The 17559-nt window shown below is 46.5% G+C and carries 14 protein-coding genes; 5 read left to right on the top strand and 9 right to left on the bottom strand.

What is annotated here, in order from left to right; genetic code table 11:
• The first annotated feature begins 17 nt into the window (after window positions 1-17).
• Together RCH83_RS03390 and RCH83_RS03385 are read left to right on the top strand one after the other, a co-directional pair.
• Window positions 18-1223 carry a pyridoxal-dependent decarboxylase, exosortase A system-associated gene (locus RCH83_RS03390; protein WP_306519029.1) on the top strand — a complete coding sequence of 402 codons (1206 nt, stop codon included), beginning with the start codon at window positions 18-20 and terminating at the stop codon, window positions 1221-1223.
• Window positions 1224-1250: 27 nt separating this feature from the next.
• Window positions 1251-2771: a polysaccharide lyase gene (locus RCH83_RS03385; RefSeq protein WP_306519027.1), complete on the top strand. Its 1521-nt coding sequence runs from the start codon at window positions 1251-1253 to the stop codon at window positions 2769-2771.
• A gap of 31 nt (window positions 2772-2802) precedes the next feature.
• Here the strand turns inward: RCH83_RS03385 and RCH83_RS03380 are convergent, their stop codons facing one another.
• Both RCH83_RS03380 and RCH83_RS03375 read right to left on the bottom strand, forming a co-directional pair.
• The gene (locus RCH83_RS03380) at window positions 2803-3660 is read right to left on the bottom strand and encodes a hydrolase 1, exosortase A system-associated (RefSeq protein ID WP_306519025.1); all 858 of its coding nucleotides are present in this window, start codon (window positions 3658-3660) and stop codon (window positions 2803-2805) included.
• On the bottom strand, window positions 3650-4462 hold the full coding sequence (locus tag RCH83_RS03375; protein WP_306519023.1) for a glycosyl transferase: 813 nt from the start codon (window positions 4460-4462) through the stop codon (window positions 3650-3652). Before RCH83_RS03375 ends, RCH83_RS03380 begins: the two co-directional genes overlap by 11 nt.
• Window positions 4463-4610: 148 nt before the next feature.
• Between RCH83_RS03375 and RCH83_RS03370 the strand changes: the two genes are divergently transcribed.
• Window positions 4611-5786 carry a DegT/DnrJ/EryC1/StrS family aminotransferase gene (locus RCH83_RS03370; RefSeq protein WP_306519021.1) on the top strand — a complete coding sequence of 392 codons (1176 nt, stop codon included), beginning with the start codon at window positions 4611-4613 and terminating at the stop codon, window positions 5784-5786.
• An 8-nt stretch (window positions 5787-5794) separates the two neighbouring features.
• Here the strand turns inward: RCH83_RS03370 and RCH83_RS03365 are convergent, their stop codons facing one another.
• The 5 genes from RCH83_RS03365 to RCH83_RS03345 are packed head-to-tail and all read right to left on the bottom strand — an operon-like array spanning window position 5795 to window position 11869.
• The gene (locus RCH83_RS03365; RefSeq protein WP_306519019.1) at window positions 5795-6844 is read right to left on the bottom strand and encodes a GNAT family N-acetyltransferase; all 1050 of its coding nucleotides are present in this window, start codon (window positions 6842-6844) and stop codon (window positions 5795-5797) included.
• Window positions 6841-7881 carry a GNAT family N-acetyltransferase gene (locus RCH83_RS03360; RefSeq protein ID WP_306519017.1) on the bottom strand — a complete coding sequence of 347 codons (1041 nt, stop codon included), beginning with the start codon at window positions 7879-7881 and terminating at the stop codon, window positions 6841-6843. The genes RCH83_RS03365 and RCH83_RS03360 overlap by 4 nt, the downstream gene beginning before the upstream one ends.
• On the bottom strand, window positions 7878-8810 hold the full coding sequence (locus tag RCH83_RS03355; protein WP_306519015.1) for a polysaccharide deacetylase family protein: 933 nt from the start codon (window positions 8808-8810) through the stop codon (window positions 7878-7880). Before RCH83_RS03355 ends, RCH83_RS03360 begins: the two co-directional genes overlap by 4 nt.
• Window positions 8804-10570: an asparagine synthetase B gene (locus RCH83_RS03350; protein WP_306519013.1), complete on the bottom strand. Its 1767-nt coding sequence runs from the start codon at window positions 10568-10570 to the stop codon at window positions 8804-8806. The genes RCH83_RS03355 and RCH83_RS03350 overlap by 7 nt, the downstream gene beginning before the upstream one ends.
• Window positions 10571-10612: 42 nt before the next feature.
• A complete protein-coding gene (locus tag RCH83_RS03345) occupies window positions 10613-11869 on the bottom strand; it encodes a glycosyltransferase (protein ID WP_306519011.1) in 1257 nt (418 codons plus the stop codon).
• Window positions 11870-11993: 124 nt separating this feature from the next.
• Between RCH83_RS03345 and RCH83_RS03340 the strand changes: the two genes are divergently transcribed.
• Together RCH83_RS03340 and RCH83_RS03335 are read left to right on the top strand one after the other, a co-directional pair.
• The gene (locus tag RCH83_RS03340; protein ID WP_306519009.1) at window positions 11994-12674 is read left to right on the top strand and encodes a hypothetical protein; all 681 of its coding nucleotides are present in this window, start codon (window positions 11994-11996) and stop codon (window positions 12672-12674) included.
• A 19-nt stretch (window positions 12675-12693) separates the two neighbouring features.
• Window positions 12694-14802: a heparinase II/III family protein gene (locus RCH83_RS03335; protein WP_306519007.1), complete on the top strand. Its 2109-nt coding sequence runs from the start codon at window positions 12694-12696 to the stop codon at window positions 14800-14802.
• 76 nt (window positions 14803-14878) lie between these two features.
• Here RCH83_RS03335 and RCH83_RS03330 read toward each other — a convergent pair whose 3' ends face one another.
• Entirely contained in the window at window positions 14879-16045 is a 1167-nt protein-coding gene (locus RCH83_RS03330; RefSeq protein ID WP_306519005.1) for a TDP-N-acetylfucosamine:lipid II N-acetylfucosaminyltransferase, read from the bottom strand.
• Window positions 16042-17529 carry a lipopolysaccharide biosynthesis protein gene (locus RCH83_RS03325; protein ID WP_306519003.1) on the bottom strand — a complete coding sequence of 496 codons (1488 nt, stop codon included), beginning with the start codon at window positions 17527-17529 and terminating at the stop codon, window positions 16042-16044. Before RCH83_RS03325 ends, RCH83_RS03330 begins: the two co-directional genes overlap by 4 nt.
• Window positions 17530-17559 lie beyond the last annotated feature (30 nt).

The following is a 17559-nucleotide window of genomic DNA, read 5'->3' as shown; positions in this document are numbered from 1 at the left end:
CACCGCAACATGAGCTTATGAACCAGTTTGTTACCAGCGGGCAAGACTTGCTGCTGGGCGGCATGACCATGGCGCAAATTAGCCAATGCCTTGGCAAAGATGTGTTTTATGCTTATGACCGCAAGGTTATCAGCGCTCAGGTGGAAAAATTCCGTCAGTTTATGCCCAAGCGTATTCATTTACATTACGCGGTAAAAGCCAACCCTTATTGGCCTGTGGTGAATTTTATGCGGCCTTTGGTGGACGGTTTTGATGTGGCGTCGCAAAAAGAAATGTTGCTGGCCATTCAAACCGGTATGCCTGCTAAAGACATCAGTTTTGCAGGGCCGGGTAAAGGTGACGCTGAACTGCGTTCTGCTATTGAACTTGGTGTTACTTTGCATGTGGAGTCTGTCGGTGAGCTTCAACGTATTCACACCCTTGGTGTAGCTGCCGGTAAAACGCCGCAGGTGGCGCTTAGGGTCAATCCGTCTTTTGAGCTGAAATCTTCCGGTATGAAAATGGCTGGCGGCGCCAAACCTTTTGGTATTGATGAAGAACAGGTGTTTGCTCTGCTCAGCGATTTTTCCGCTTATGCCGTGAAGCTCAGAGGTTTTCATATTTTTTGTGGTTCACAAAATTTAAAAGCCGAATCGCTGATTGAAGCCCACCAGCTTACTTTTACTTTGGCCGCCAAACTCACCGCAGCTTGTCCTTATAAACCTGAAGTCATTAACCTGGGTGGTGGTTTGGGGATTCCTTATTTTGCCGGTGAAAAACGGCTGGACGTGGCCACAGTAGGCGCTTCGTTAACACAACTTACTGAACAATATCAGACGGAACTGGACGGTATAGAGCTCGTCATTGAGCTTGGCCGTTTTCTGGTGGCTGAAGCCGGTTTATATGCCTGCAAAGTACTGGATAAAAAGCAGTCGCGTGGCACCACTTATCTGGTTTGTAACGGTGGTTTACATCATCATTTATCCAACTCAGGTAACTTTGGCCAGGTTATTCGCAAAAACTATCCTGTGGCTATTGCCAACCGGATGGCGCAGAAAGACACCGAGCTGGTGACTATAGTTGGCCCGCTTTGTACGCCTTTAGATATTGTGGCCGACAGAATGGAGTTACCTAAAGCCGAAGTTGGTGACTGGGTGGTGGTGTATCAATCCGGCGCTTATGGTGCAACAGCAAGCCCACAAGATTTCCTCGGACACCCGGCGGTGACGGAAATTTTATTGTAAATCTCCCGCCGGCGGATGGAGTTTGCCATGGCTTTAAAAAATGGATATCTAACCCCATGCAATAAGCAGGTTGTGCTGGCCGCTTTTTGTGGTCTGCTGGCCGTGAAGAGTTTTCAGCTAGCAGCTGCTGATATCAGCCCGGTGCCACTAAACGATTCTGAAGGCGGCGCCACTTGCCTGCATTATTCACTTTATGGTGAATTAAGCTGGCAACAACGTCTAGGCGACTGGCGCGATAAAAACGCTCAGCTTTATGGTGAAACTGCTTTTGCCAAAACCGATGTACCTCAACAAAATAAACTGCAACATATCAGTCTGGATGTCACAACGCTGGTACAGCAGTGGTTGTTAAAACCTGAGCATAATCAGGGCTTTTTGCTGAAAAATGTGTTGCCAAACAAAAATGGCATCGTCAATTTTCACAGCCGCGAGTCGGACTTGGTCAGCGCCAGACCCATACTGGAATTGCAATTTGCCGATGGCAAGCAACAAATACTTCAGCCAGTGGCAGATACCACTTTTGATTGTTCATCGGTGAAAAGTCAGGGCCAGCTGAAAATTTTGCGGGTAGGTCCGGGTTATCGTGCCGTCGTGCGTTTTGAGCTGCCGTTGGCACAAGTACCATTAAAAAAAGCAGTATTAAAACTTAGCAGCGACAAACAATATGCCAAAGGCGGGGCTGTTGGTGTATTTCAAGTCGAGCCTCTGTATTTGCGCGCCAACAACAGCCAACAACTGGGGCTGGCAGCCAAATATCAACAGGACAACAATATTAGTGCCGATCCGGCGGTGTTATTCAGCCATGGTTTTGAAAATTTATTGTGGTTAAAAGATTGGTCAGATTATTCGCTTGGCAGCTCGGCCAGCACCATAACCGAAGACAAAAACGAAGCCTTTGAAGCACTGCTTGGCAAAGCCTTAAAAGTTGAACTTGATAAAGGCGAAAATTTGGGGCTGGATTTACGCTACAACTTTGCCGATGAAGGCCGGCGGGAACCTGACGAAATTTTTTTTCGTTATTACCTGCGTTTTGGCGACAGCTGGGCACCGACAGCGGATGGCGGCAAATTACCCGGTATTGCCGGCACTTATGGCAAGGCGGGTTGGGGCATGCGTAAGTCTGATGGTTTGAATGGCTGGTCAGCCCGTGGTGGTTTTGAACGGCGCCCGGCCGACAAATTATTTACCGGCTTAACTGCAATCAACAATTATGGTTATCACGCTCAAATGACTGATCCATCCGGTGACCGTTGGTCATGGCAGGACGATCCACGTTCTTTGCTGAAGAATAACCAATGGTACAGTGTGGAGCAGTATGTAAAACTTAATACTCCAGGTAAGGCAGATGGGGTGTTAAAAGCCTGGGTGAATGGTTATCAGGTGCTGGAAAAAACCGATATTTTATATCGACATAGCAATGCTTTGAAAATAGAAACCATCTGGCTTGACGTTTATCATGGTGGCATTTCACCAAGCCCGGCTGATATGGTGTTGTATATCGACAATGTGGTGGTGGCCTCTGAATATATAGGCCCAATGCATCCTTAAGTTTAAGTTGCACAGCTGACAGCAGGCGCCATTATGGCGTCTGCTGCACTTGCTGTATAAAGTTGATTGTTTTTGCTTCAACTTCACTGCGCCATTGCTGGCAGGAAAAAGTATGGTTTGCAGCGTGAATATGCAGGTGGTCTGCTTGTTGTAACAGTTGCTGCCAGCTGCTCTCTGAGCCACAAAGGTCGAGAAACTCCTGCGCTGTTAAGTCGTTACCACTGGTGATCACACAAACCTTGCCCTGAAAACAGCCCCAGCTTTGTTGCATATGGCTGACATAATTTTGTTCGTTGCTCTGTTCAACCAATGCGGCTGCAGGTGTTATTGCGGCACTTTTTTTAACATTGCTGAATAAATCTTTCAGGCTGGCCATAAAAGCAAATTCACCACGCAGAATTTTTAACCACAGGGTTTTGTCACTAAGGCGCTGCCAATAATAGTGTTTCAGCATGGTCTTGGCATAACTCTGCTGCTGCCGTACCCAGGGGTTTAACAACACTAAACCCTGAATTCGTGGATCTTTGATATGGCGCAAACTTAATAAAATGGCACTGGCGCCGTCGCATAAACCCCAGAGCACCACAGATTTCAGCTGCGGCTGTTGCTGAAAAAATGCATCAATAGCAGCTTGAATATCCTGCTGTTGCTGATAAAAACCATGGGCTTCGCCGCCACTGTCGCCCATACCACTGACATCAAAACGTAAAGACGGAATATTGGCTGTGGCCAGTGCACGGCAAAGTTTGACAAACTGGCGATGGCTGCCCACCCGGTATTGTGGCCCACCAACCACCAGTAGCAGTCCTGTACTGGCGCTGCCCGGGCTTAACACAGCGGCAAGTGACTGATCCGCCACCGGCAACATCAAGGCTTGTTCATGCAACATGGCCGGACTCCAGAAATAACACAGTGCTGTTAATCAACAAATCGGCACGCACCAATTCCTGCGCTGACCAATAAGGCGCGTCGTTAAGCTGCTGATACTCAACAGTAAAATATTGTTTTAACATATCGATGTTTTTTTGCGCCACCACTGAAATATTGGGCAGATTGGATGTTTCCAGCCACAACAGTGGGGTTTGCTGATAACTGCTGTGTACTGCAGCTTTGAGTGCCAATATGGAATCCACCAGCTGTTGTTGCAGCGGATAACCTGCAATTTCAACGGTTTCACCTTGTTGCAACCAGGATTCTATTTGTTTTTGCGACAGTTTTTCACCCAAGGCCATTTGTTCGGCAATTTTTACGCGGAAAAACTGTTGTAAAAAGCTGCCGGCGGCCAGTTGCGGTTGCCACAACACTAGTTTATTCAGCGGCAGTGGTAGTGGCTCTGTTAACAAATCAAGCAGCTGCATCACACCAAAACGAACGGCAACAAAGTTAATAGACTGATAACCCTGCGTTTTTAAGCTTTCAATAAAACTCAGATAGTCCTGACGCCAGACAAGGGCCGTGGTATCGGTTAAATCGCCTGCGCTGTCGCCTGTGCCATAAGGGTCCAGCAAAAACACATCAGAAGCTGTGCTGTTAGCCAGTTGCACCATAAGCTGGCGGAATAAATGCCGGCACTTATTCATTTCTTCGGCAAAAGGTGGCAACAACAAAGTGGCAACAGCAGAGCCTGTCTGGCTTTTGGCCGACAACAGATAAAGCTGATGCTGATTCACACTGATAAATGCACTTTCCATAGCAAAAAAGACTCATCAAGAAGCAAAAGTTGCGCCGAGCAATATACACCATAATATGATAATGTTCAGCGTGTTAAATGCAGCCAGCCGCGAATTGCCGCGGCCTGGTTTGTCAGGTTTTTTACCCTCATAGCAAAAAGGAAAAGTGATGCAAAGGATTGAATTTTCAGCGCCGTTGGCGGATGCAAAAAATTATCCGGCTGCAGTGCTGAAGGTAAATCCAAATCAGCCTTTGGCACACAGCACTTTATTCGCAAATCCGGTACTAAAAAATCAGAAACTGCAGTTTTTCGCTACTGGTCGTGGAGCTTTATTTTACGCAGCCTTGCGGTTAAAAAGGGAAGGTGACAACGAAGTTTTATTGCCTGCTTATCATTGCCCGGCTTTAGTTGAACCTTTTATTGCTGCAGGTTACCAAATTCGGTTTTATCCGGTGCAGCCAGATTTAAAAGTCGATTTGTCCAGTTTAAAAAGTTTGATTTCAACAAAAACCAGTCATTGTTTGTTGGTACGTTATTTTGGCAATGCTGAAGGGGTTGCGGACAATTTGCGTTGGTTGTCGGCGCAGGGAATTGTGACCTTTGACGATTGTGCCCATGATTTGCAATCTTTTATTACCCCCACCGTTGTCGCCGATGCCGCTATTTGTAGTATTCGAAAGTTTATCGCCAGTCATGATGGCGGCGCATTGAGATTAAAAGTGGCGCCGGCAGCGGCAGAAAAAACACCAGTGGCAGTGTCATGGATGGTGGAAGGTATAAATCTGCTCAAGTTTTTGTTATCAATTTTCTCTGCGGCAATAACAACCCGGCCCAAGCCTCATTTGTGCAGTCCTATGGCAACTGTACAACAAGTCGCGAGTGAAGCTACAACCACCAGGGCAGAGATACCAGCAGCTAATGTGGTTGTAAAACCTGAAGGAAACGAGCCGTTTCGTTATCTGCAGCATAAAGACCAGGAGCAAAGTTGTTATCGGCTAACTCAATGGCAGTTGACGCACATTAACCTGTCGCAAGTGATACAAGCTCGCCAACAACATGCTGCTCAGCTGATGAAGGGGCTTGCAGGTTCACCTTTGGGGAGCTTGTTATGGCCGCAGTTGCCGCCTGCTTGCGCACCTTATGTAATCCCCTTTTTATTAAATGACAAAACAGGTTTTGATCTGTTGAGAAAACGTGGTTTGCAGGTCTTGCGTTGGGAAGAACTGGCCGTTAGCGACTGTACTGTTAGTCAGGATTATCGTGCAAGGTTGATTCAGATCCCTTGCCATCAAGATCTGAATGAAGATGATATTCACTATATTATTCAGTGTTTTAACATGTAGTTGCAGATTTAACGTTTAAAAAACTGATGTTTTAATTTGGAAAACTCGTTCCGTAAGGCCGCTGACAAACCGTACATACTGGTTAAATTGCAACTTTGTACACCATAAAGAGGCCTTTTATGGGTCATCCAGTCCTGTTTATAGTCATCATCTCCGGTTAAAAAATCCAAACAGGATATTTTGTCCTGGCTTATCACATGTTCTGCCAGCACTGAGGTTAATACTGTGCCGACACTATGTTTGGTATAGGCCTTGTCATGGGCCAGTTTAAAAATACTGGCTGTTGACCCTTCACTAAACCAGATTTGTGCTGCCACCGGTTTATCCAGATGATAAACAATACCAAGACGCAGTTTGCCTTGTTGCCAGGCGAGTTCAGCAATGGCGTCAATAAAACCGGGATTAGGTTCGACATTTTTCCAGCTGTTGCGGTAACAATGATGGTAGTCAATTAAAAATTGCCATAACTGCTGACGACTGCCGGTACTGAAAATATGGCAACTATACTGGCCTGAATGCAGGGTTTTTTCTTTCTTACGTTGTAATGTATGGCGTAAACGGCTCGGTCTTTTCGCCCAGAAATCATCTAAATCTTTAATATCCGGGTGATACCAGTTCGTCGAATGTTGATAAATATGGCTGTGAAAACCGATTTGCCGTAAGGCTTTACACCAAAGTTCGGCTTTGTCTGCCAGACAAGGCACAATATTTAAAGTGTCATATGTTTTTAACTCATGTCTAAAGGCCGCAAAAAAATCCACTAACTGCTGCTCTGAATAGGGCGCCTTTGCCATCAGATCAAAATAGGGGCTGTAATAATTACTCATCCCCTGTAATTGCCGACCTTGGCCTTTTTTGGCGGGCAGTGCCAAAGCAGGAAAGCATAATGTCTGATCCTGAGTGGGTTGCTGAATAAACCAGCGTGGTTCGCCAGTGTTAGCGATCGCTTGTTCAAAACGGTAAAACCATTCTGCTTGCGCAAAGAACGACGTTTGTTGCCCGGCGAAAAGGTTGAGATCTTTGACTTGCTGGTAATGATTCTGGATCTGTGGTTTCACTGCAACCGCCTTTTCAGACTGGTTAGCCATAAATCCAGTTTTTTCAGCAGTGCAAAACGATAATAACTACCGTTATACATAGGCCTGACATCAGTCGCCCAATCGATCTGTTCTTCTGTGGCATGGGTATAAAAATCAATCAGCGCTGAGATTTTCTGCTGTGCTACATATTGAATAACAGCTTTGAGCAACAAACGGCCTGGCGCAAAAGCCCTTAATTCTTCGTCATAACTGGTCTTTAAAATAATAAAAATTTCTGAATTAAAACAACAGAGTCTAGAAGCAGCCAAGCTGTCGTTCAGATAGAACTCTACCACCAACGCCTGTCTGTTTTCTGCAAGTTTGGTCAGATAATTCTGATAAAAAGTGCCCTGAAGATTACAAGGATGTAAAGCGGTGCCATTTTTTCCTTTCCAGCCTCTGCTTTCGAGCATCCCATAACGATCAACGGCGCAGGATATGGCATGGGGGTCAGTATGGAAGACAAATCTGGCCTCTTTGCCTTCTGAGATCAGTCTGTTTTCATATCTGTTGATATTCTTCCGCAAGTTTTTACTACGGCTTTGCCAATAATCACTGAAAGCTTCAGTGCAATTGACTCTGATATTTTTCATGGATTCTTCTAACGAATGTGTCTTTAATGCATCGATCAGCGCCGGATGATCAAGCGGATCTAAACAAAAAAAATCCAGCCTTAATACCAGACCAGGTAAAGCCTGGAGTAAGGCTGCCAAATCGGGTTTTTCATGTAAAGTGCCAACCACCAATGCCGACTGCGCTTGAGACAATTGCGCCAATTCCCAGATCCCGGCCCGGCGCTTTTGCAACACCAACATCATACGAATTTCAGTACCGATGTAACCAATGGCCAGATAATGCTGTTTGCTGAATGTCTGCAGTAATTGACTGATAAAAGTACCGCTTAACATCAGATTGCCGCTGTGTTGTTCTGCAACAATCTGCTGCCAAGCTACAAAATCTTCGGCTTGAATATCATTTGCAGCTTTGATCACCCAATGTTTTGTCACAGTGCTCATGGCAGGTAGTTTTTTAGCAAACGAAGGTGAAATTTCAGCGGTTGATTATCCCACGGCGTAAAACGTTTAAGCTTTAGCAATGGGGTACTGGCGGTGGAATAGCCCCAGTCTGTGACAACGGCCGAAGTAAAACCCGCTTGTTGTACCCAGTTCACCGCAATTTCGTCAAAGTCACGGCCAGCAACACCATTTGGATAAGCAAAATGTTCAATTTTCTGCTGCAGTAGCTGCTCCAGCAGCGTTTTACTTTGCAGAATTTCCTGTTGTTGTGCTTTGGCATCCAGACTTTTCAGAATAGGGTGGTTATGGGTGTGAGCGCCAATAGTCACACCAGTTGCGGCAAGTTGTTGCACCTGAATCGGAGTCATCATTTTTGCTGCATATTCAGTGGCATTATTCAGCTGATATAGCTGGTCTACAGCCTGCAGCCGCTCAGCAACAGGTAAATATTTCAGCTGTTTCAACAACTGCTGCGCCGCAGCAAGCCGACTTGGCCAGTCGTGCAGCATTGTTGTGCCCTGGGTTGTGTTCAGCTCAGTGCGCTTTGGGTCGCCGCATAAATCAATAATACGGTCGTTCCACATATTATTGCCCTGACTAAAGGCGGTGGCGACATAAACAGTGGCCGGAATGTTATATTTTGCCAGAATAGGCTGTGCCACTGTCAGGTTATTCAGATAACCATCATCAAAGGTGACGCAGACAGCGTTGGCAGGTAAGGTATTGTTTTTTAAATGCTCTACCGCTTCAGTTAATGACAAAGGCGTAAAATAACGCGCCAATAACTGCATTTGCCATTCAAAAGCAGCAGCGGTGGGCTCAGTAGGGCGCATAGGGTCAAACTCAGCCAGCACCTGATGGTAAATTAAAATAGATAATTTACCGCGGCCAAGCAGGCGGCCACCGAAAGACAACAGCTGGCTTAACATAACTGGTCAAATCCTCTGCTGTCTAACCATAAATCCAATACCACCATAATCCAGATCAACTCACCATAATAACCGGCGTGACCACTCTGATATGTTTGTATGGCTTTATCAATAAACTCCGCTTTAACAATACCCCGTTGTTTTAACCGGCTTAAACATTGTTCAGTCAGTTGTTGCAACGCCGGTTGTTGTTTCATCCAGACGCCAAAAGGCAAACCAAAACCATGTTTGCTCTTCGTGATGGTGGCCTCTGGTAAAAAACCGCTAAAACTTTGTTTATAAAAGTCACGCAGCGCTTTGCCCGGTAATTTGACGGCGGCCGGTACTGTACAGCTAAAATCCACCAGTTCTTTTTCAAACAGCGGATAGCGTACCTGAACGCCGGCACTGTGGCACATGGTATTTACTTTGACTAAATCGTTGTCTGCCAGCGTAAATTTCCAGTCGAGGAACATCATACGTTCAACCGGATCTGTACTTTGACACTGCTGATACCTTTGTCTTTTGGCTGCGGCAGGTTGCTGCATGTCAACCTGCTGCAAAAATTCACTGCAGAACATTTCTTGAGGGTCAAAACGGTTTAAGAAGTTATAACTGTCCAGCCGGTCTGGCAGCGGCACATTAGCCTGATCAATATAACTGCGGGCTTTGCTAAACCCCGGTATTTTGCCAACGGAACTTTGTAATAGCAGTTCCAGCGGGCATTTCAGCGCTTTAGGCACCTTGGTATACAACTCAAAGGTTTTTTGTTTGGCGTAACGTTCGTTGCCGGCAAATATTTCATCACCACCGTCACCGGCCAACATCACTTCAACACCTTGTTGTTTGGCCACTCCGGCGCAAATAAAAGCGGCCATGGCAGACGAATTGCCAAACGGTTCTTCAAAGGCGGTGGCAACAGTGACAAAGTTCTGCACTATTTCTTCCGGCTGCAGGTAATGCACCTGATGCCGGGTGGCAAAATGTTTGGCGGTGATCAGCGCATATTCGGTTTCGTCATAACCTTTGGCGTCAAAACCTATAGAAAAAGTGCGGGCCTCTGGTTGATGGCGGGCAAAATAACCACTGACAGTTGAGCTGTCGAGGCCACCACTTAAAAAAGCACCGGCATTGGCGCTGATATTACGTTGTACTGCCTGTTCCACCAGCACACGGCATTGTTGCTGCAGCTGTGTTGTAGTCTGGTTACTGTATTGATAATTTGGGTTATAACGCAGCACAAATGTGCTTTGGCCTTTGGGCGACAAACAGAGCTCAGTACCTGGTGCCAGTTTTTGCACATTTTGATAAACACTGAGTTCTGACGGAATGCAATGATAGAAAAAATAATGATAAATAGCTTGTGCTGACAGTTGTTGCTGAGGAGCCTGGCGTAAACTGCTGCCAATCCACCATAAATCTGCCTGATGCCAGTCGGCATAAAGTGGCACAGCGCCAACATGGTCATTAAAAATCCGGATATCGCCTTTATGTTTACACAAATAAACGGCGCTGAAAAAGCCGGCAATCCGGCCATAATACTGTTCGGGCTGTTGCTGCAACAATAACAATAACCAGTGGATGTCGGTAGTTGTGCTGTAGTCCTGGCCATAAGGGCGCACTCTGCCGCTCAGCAATAAAATACCGGCGTCATTTTCCGCATAACTACAGTCTTGCAGCTGCACCTTTAACTGCCGGTTTTGTGCTTGTGGTGTAGTCTGGCTAAAACAAAATTCGTTGTAATTGCCGGTGGTTTGACCGGAAGGAATATAAGTCCACATCTTGTTGCAAAATCCCTGTACGACTGTCGTGGTGAGGTTAAGTTACCGTTTTTCCGCAATTTTGCCCAGCAATGTTTCCAGCTGTGCCGCCTGAAACTGCCTGGAATGCAGCTGCATTTCGTCGTCGCTAAGGTACTGCAGCTGTTGCTGACTGGCCTTTTCCAACAAATTTAATAAGGCAGTTTTAATTTGTGTTACATCATCCAGCGGCGCTATGGTGGCCACTCCACTTTTTTGTACCAGTGCTGCAGTATCACTTTCGGCTGGTGTTAAGGCCAATACGGGGCGGCGGGCCCGCAAATATTCATAGGCTTTGGCTGGTGTCTGATAATTACAGTTAGCGGCCTGCAGCAACAATAAAGCATCCACTTCAAACATTTCGGTTAAAGCTGCCAGATAACCCACGCTTGGCGCAAGCTGTACTATATCGTTGATTTGCCACTTTAATAATTGCGGTGCAAATAAGTCGTCGTGGCCAGTTGCCCTTAATATCAGCTGAAATTTTTGAGCAAACTGTGCATCTTGTTGTTTAAGCTCAGCTAACGCCTGAAACAGCGCCGCCGGGTCGCGTTCACTCGGGTAGATAGTGCCGCTGTGCAACATAACCAGCGGTTTATCTGGTTGTGATACTTTAGGTTGTTGCAGCTCAACGGGTAAGGCTTCAAACATAGCACTGTCATAACCATTGGGTATCAATTGCCAGAAGTCGGCGCTGCTATGCGGATAACGCTCGCGATACAGTGCCACAGCGCCCGGGCTTGTAAGCAATACCTTCTGGCAGTGTTTGACAATTTTTTGCTCTATCCAGGCAAAAATTTTACGTTGGGCCGGATTTGACGGATAACCTTGCTGCAACATCGGGTCGCGTAAGTCAGCGACCCAGGGAATGCCGCTGATTTTATGCAATAAATAACCAATGATATGGGCCGAAGCTATAGGATAAGTGCTTAAGATCACAGCAGGTTTATGTTTTCTGATTTGCTTAAGCCCGCTGATTACTCCACCCAGAATCCAGCTTTGCCAACGATCGGGTAACGCCATCCAACCCAGATAACGGCCTTTGATGGTGAAATGCCTTGCCGTATCACGGGCATAAGCGCGGACAACGTTGATATTCGCCGGAATAAAATCCTGCTGTGCTTTGTTAATTTGCTGATAAGCTTTGCTGTCGACAGTTAACACTGTGACATCCCAGTCATGTTCTGCCAGATAACGGCTGAATGCCAGAGTACGGTGTACACCACTGCTGACCTGAATAGGCGGGAAATGATAGGCGATATAAAGCAGGGATTTATTCACGGTTAACTTCTGGCTGACAAAGTAAGGCCGTTATATTAATCTTTCACTCTTCTTCAGGGCAAGACGAATAGTAAAACACCGTTAAATAACAATGTGTTTTGCTACAACACATCAAGGAAATGTTATGCGTGTTATTGTTCATCGCCAGCCATTATTGGTGTTTTTTGTGTTGATAGCGGGTCTTTGCTGTTTGGCCACAACTCAGGTGCGGGCTGAAAGCAGAGACAATGTAAATTGTGGTATTCAGACCGGTAAACCGCTGGATAACGGCGCACGGGGTTATGGCCCTTATGATGCCAGTAACCCACAACATGCCGATAAATTGCCAATAGTGCTGAATGCGCATTTTACCCGCGAAGTAGAGCAACTGGTTAAAGGCTCCAGAGATGCCAATCTGATGCGCGATATCGACTATACCTTGCGGGCCATTCCCAATTACCACAGAGCTTTGGTGGCCATGTCCAAATACGCCAGATTAAAAGGCAAAGCAGCTTTTAACGGGGTATATACACCTGAATGTTATTTTAAAAGGGCGTTATATTTTCAGCCCAAAGACGGTTTGGTTTATGCCATTTATGCGACCCATCTGCATTTAAGCGGCAAACTTGCTGAGGCCGAGCAGCATTATCAAAGTGCTTTAAAACTGACAAAAAACAAAATTGAAATTAATTACAACTATGGTCTGTTGTTATTTGATAAAGGTGATTATGCCGCGGCCAAAAGCCAGGCCGATATTGCTTATAAAAGTGGTTATCAGCTACAGGGTTTAAAAAGAAAATTAAAAACAAAAGGTATTGTTTTATAAATTAACGGGAGTGTGGCTGTTGTTGCGTGTTGTTGCTGTTTCAATATTATTGGCGCTGTTATCTATTATCAGTATCTGGTGGCCAGTGTTACAACATCAGTATTATCCCCGAAGTAGTGCGCAGGGGGACTGGACTCTGGCATCGGACCTGAAAAAAGAACTTTGGGCCGAACTTGCCGCTGTGCAGCTTGGCATTGAAGTTCCCGCCTGGGAGCAGAACGTGATTGCAACTGCTGATCAAATTCTGAGTGGTTATATCAGCTTGCCGGAATTTGCTGTACAACAATTGCCACTGCGGGGTTTTGCCATTGACCATCAACAAGGGCCTGCCACTTTTCAGCTGGCCATTGCCAGCCTGAAGCTGGAAGATGTGCTGCTGACAGCTTATCAGCAAAGTTACCGCCAACATTATCTGGACACAGCAGCAGCGCGGTTTGCCGACTTTTTTGCTTACCACAGGCACAGTTATTTTTCTGAAACTTTCCTTCGCAACGACCATGCTGTGGCTGCCAGAGTGTCGGTGGTGCTGCGGTTATTAAACATCATTGATAACAAACAACTGCATAATGCAGCTGAACTGCGTCAGGCTGCGCTGGAGTTTCTGGCTGACACTGCGGTTTTGCTGCGTGAAGACAGGTTTTATACCGCCAGAACCAATCATGGTTATACCCAGAATCTGGCGTTATTACAGTTAGCCACTGCTTTTGCTGACAGGCCGGATGCCAAAAAGCTGCGTGATATTGCCATCACCCGCATTCGTCAGCAGCTGGCTTATTACCTGTCGCCCGAAGGGATAGTGCTGGAACATTCCGCTGGTTATCATATTTTTGGTGAAAAACTGCTGGGTTATACCGAAAAATTAATGCAGCTGAATCAGCTCGACAGCAGCGATATCACAAAGCTCTATCAGGCAGCACAACAATACAGCCGCCTTATCACCAGACCTGATCTGTCGGTGCCTAGTTATGGCAATACTGAACTCGATGTCAAAGTGCCGTATCGGGCAGCTTCGGAAACACAGCCACCGCTGGCGGTGTTTCCGGTGGCAGGTTATGCCGTTTTTCAACAGCAGATGCCAAAGTTCGGCAGCAGTTTACATGCAGTGCTTGCCTGGTCTTATTTTAAAAACAATGGCCACAAACACGCCGACGAAATGAGTTTATACCTCTGGGCTAAAGGCATTGAATGGACGGGGGGTTTTGGCTATTGGCCTTATGGTTATGCCGGTATGGAGCAGGCTTATGGCTGGAGCAGTTCGAATGCTCCTCATCTGGTGGCGGAAACTAAAAACAGCCAGCGTGAAACCCGGCTGGATGGTTTTGCCACACAAGACAATTTTTCTTATGTGGCTTTAACCCGAAAAACCGCTGCTGCAACTTTAAATCGTCAGCTGATCGTTCTGGACAATCAGCTGCTGGTGCTTGATTTTGCCGATTCAGCACAGGCCGGCATTGCAACCTACTGGAATTTCCCAGCCGGTGTCAGCATGACAGCCACAGCACAAGCTTTGCAATTTAAGTTAAGTGCCGGGGCCGAGCCGTTACAACTTTATATCAGCCTGTGGGGCAGCCCAATGCCCGAAGTTGCAACAGTACATGGTCAGATGTCGCCGGCTGCGGGCTGGAATGTATTGCGCAATCAGCCTACAGCGACTGATGCACTGGCTGTGCATCAGGCCAAAGGCCAGAGTCTGACAGTGACACAATTGCAGTTCAGCGATACTGAAAAGTCCACAGCGCCGGTTGTTGTCACCACGGGCGGCACCACTGATCACTGGCAGCTGACAACGGATTGTTATCAGCTTAGCCGGCAGCAGGATAAACTGAGCTATCAAAACAGTTGCAGTCAGCACAGTGGTAGTTTTCAGCTGAAGCCCCAGTCCGATCTCAGTGCTTATCAGGCTATTGTGGATGCTTCTGAACAAGCCAAACAACGTTACCCTTATTTTAAAGCGCTGGTGAAATACCGGTTATACGCCACTGCGGCCGCTCTGGCGCTGCTGGCCTGTGCTTTGTTATTGGCTTTTTTGTTAAGACGTCATGTTCTGCGGCGCTGGTTACTGTTGGTAAATCTGTTGGGCTGGCCTGCTTTTAGCTGCTGGGTGCTGATGTTTTATCTGGTGGTGTAGCCGCGTACTAAGTCAATTTAAAAAAGGTTATTTGGCCGCTCACTTTACCGGCCATCTTGATAAAACAGAGCGCCGCTTAGTGGCGCAGCGCTCTGGCTTTTTGGATCAAATCTGCAGTACGAGCATCCAGCACTTGTTTTGACCAGATGCCAAATAACAGTTGTCTGTTATGTTGTTGTTGCTCCGGGTTTAGTTGTTGTTGCAACAGCCCGGGTTGTTGCTGTAATTGCTGCACACTGTATAGCACAAAACCCTGCTGGCGGAAGTAGTCATAACAGGGGTTCTCTTCCCGTAAAAACACCATAGCGCCCAGATACAACATGATTAAGATATTGCCAACGCCCTGTTGCCTGACATGGTTCATGATGAGGTGAGAGCAGGATGACACTAAATCAAGGTATTGTTGCAGCGGCATAAAGTCGGTTAAAGGCAGAAAATTGGCGGGTAATAACTGCTGTCCTGCGGTTTTGATGGCGCTGGCATAAGCGGTGTCGCCGTAACTGAGTGGGCATATCACTTGTTGCCCCTGAAGCGATGTTGAAGAGGCCAGCCAGTCTAAAATATCCAGATGATTACAGCTGGCGGAAGCACTGTTGCCAAGCAGAATATTCTGACCTGACATTTGCCTGTCGATAAAACCTTTGAGCAACACTTCTTCCAGCGAACCATAGTTCCATTGCACCGCAGCCGGAAATTGTTTAGCGCCAAAGGCGGCTTTAATCAAAGGGTATTCGTTAGGCAATACAGGGCTAAACAATGCCATTTTAGCGATAGCGGCCTTTTTATCCGGATTTAACCGTATTTTTTCCAGCCAGTGCCGCAGTAGTCCCGGCAGATGACGTTTTTTCTGCGGGCTTTTTGGTGCTGGCTGACCAAATTGTTGTGCCGTCAGTGGCAATAACAGCGCCTGTTTATCCGGGTACAGCAGATCATAATAGTCATAACCCCAGCCAACCCAGACAAAGGTGACATCTTGACGGCAGCCGTTAATAACACTGAGCCAGAAGGGGTGCAGCGAATGCACGACCACCAGATCATAACTGGCTATCTTCTGGTAAAGTGCAAAACCAAGCCGGTCGCGGTAACGCACTGTTGTATATGGCGTTTGTTTGATGTAACTGTGGTATTCATCAAAAAATATAAAAAAGTCGTTCAGGCCAGGCGCAACATTCTCAAAACTGATGTAAGCGTGGTCGATAAATTTTTCGTTAATAGCCAGGTGTAAAATACGTCCGTTTTTCATGTTGTGCTGTTGTCCTTTGGCATTAACCCTGGTAAATAACGGCTGACAATCATTTTCTCCAGGCTATCGGGGCAGCCCGCTAATTGCCAGAATAACAATAATAAACTGCCGTAAACTACAGCTCCCAGCGCCACTGAACTGAGCAGCAGCAGCAGATCAGGCCAGTTGCCAGCCAGCAGCTGAAAACCATATAACGCCAGACACATCAGGGTGCTGGCCGCTATGGCTCTAAGCGTAACCTTCAGCACAGCAAAAGCGTCCAGCGCCACCAATCTGGCAATAGAGATATGAGTAACCACCATCAAAATGGACGCTGCCAGCAACAACGCATAACCAATGCCGGTTAAACCATAAAGTTTGATAAAAAAGTACAAAGCCGGAATAAAAATGGCGGCGCGCAGCACATTGGTGAACACCAGATACCTTGGGCTGCCTGTTGCCATAAATACATAACCGACATTCGATGACAAACTGATCACAAAACCGGCCAGTGCCAGCCATTGCATCATTTCTGTCATTGGCACCCAAACAGGCCCTAACACAGTGGGCACCAGTAAAGGCGCTAAAAAGGCAATGCCGGCGGCAGCTGGCAAGGAAATAGAAGCGCTGAGATTGATGGTATTCAAATAAGCTTTACGCAGTTCTGCTTTATCGTCTTTCAGTTTGGCGTACACAGGGTAGGTGGCCCTGTTAATAGGCGCGGCAATTTCTGAGGTTGGCAATAACGCAATTTCTTCACCAACGCTAAAAAGACCTACAGCTTTGCTGTCGAGCAGTTGGCCTGTTAACAGAATTGGCACTTTTTTATTAATGTAATCAATGGCGTTATTTAGCATCAGCCATTTGGAAAAACCAAATAACTCCCGTGCTGATGCCAGACTAAAACGTGGCCTGAACGCATTCATATAAAAACTAAAAATAACGTTTAGCGCTTCATTAACTAACATGCCAAACACCAGCGCCCAGTAGTTGCCCAATACAACCACCAGAACCATGGTACAGCTAAAACTTAATAATTTTGGAATAACCTGCAGTTTCAGCTCTTTGCGAAAATCCAGATTTTTCTGAAAATCAATCACACCTATATTGGTGCAACCCGACAACACGGCCATCAGTGAGATGGTATAGATCACCGCTGTGAGTCTGGGGTCCTGATAATAAACTGCAACCCAAGGCGCCAGCAGCACTAATAAAGCTGCAGCACAAAGACCAAACAGCAGTTTAAAAGTCCAGGCGGTGTTGTAGTCGGTGACAGTGGCATTTTGCTTTTGAATAAGCACAGTGCCAAAACCAAAAGCGCCAAATAAATCAATAAAAGCGTAAATGGCCATGGCAATGGCCACTATGCCAAAATCCTCCGGCAGCAATAATCTGGCCAGAATAATAGAACTGACCAGGCCAATAGACTTCACAACCATTCTGCTGATTAACATCAGAATGGAGCCGGTAAATACTTTATTCTGGATTTCTTTTTGCGCGGTCAAATTGTTCTGCCCAGGTTGTGAGATTCTGCC

It is taken from the genome of Rheinheimera sp., from assembly GCF_030824435.1.
Lineage (GTDB): Bacteria > Pseudomonadota > Gammaproteobacteria > Enterobacterales > Alteromonadaceae > Pararheinheimera.
Note: the sequence above shows the minus strand (reverse complement) of the source record. Positions and strands in the feature narration are given on the sequence as shown.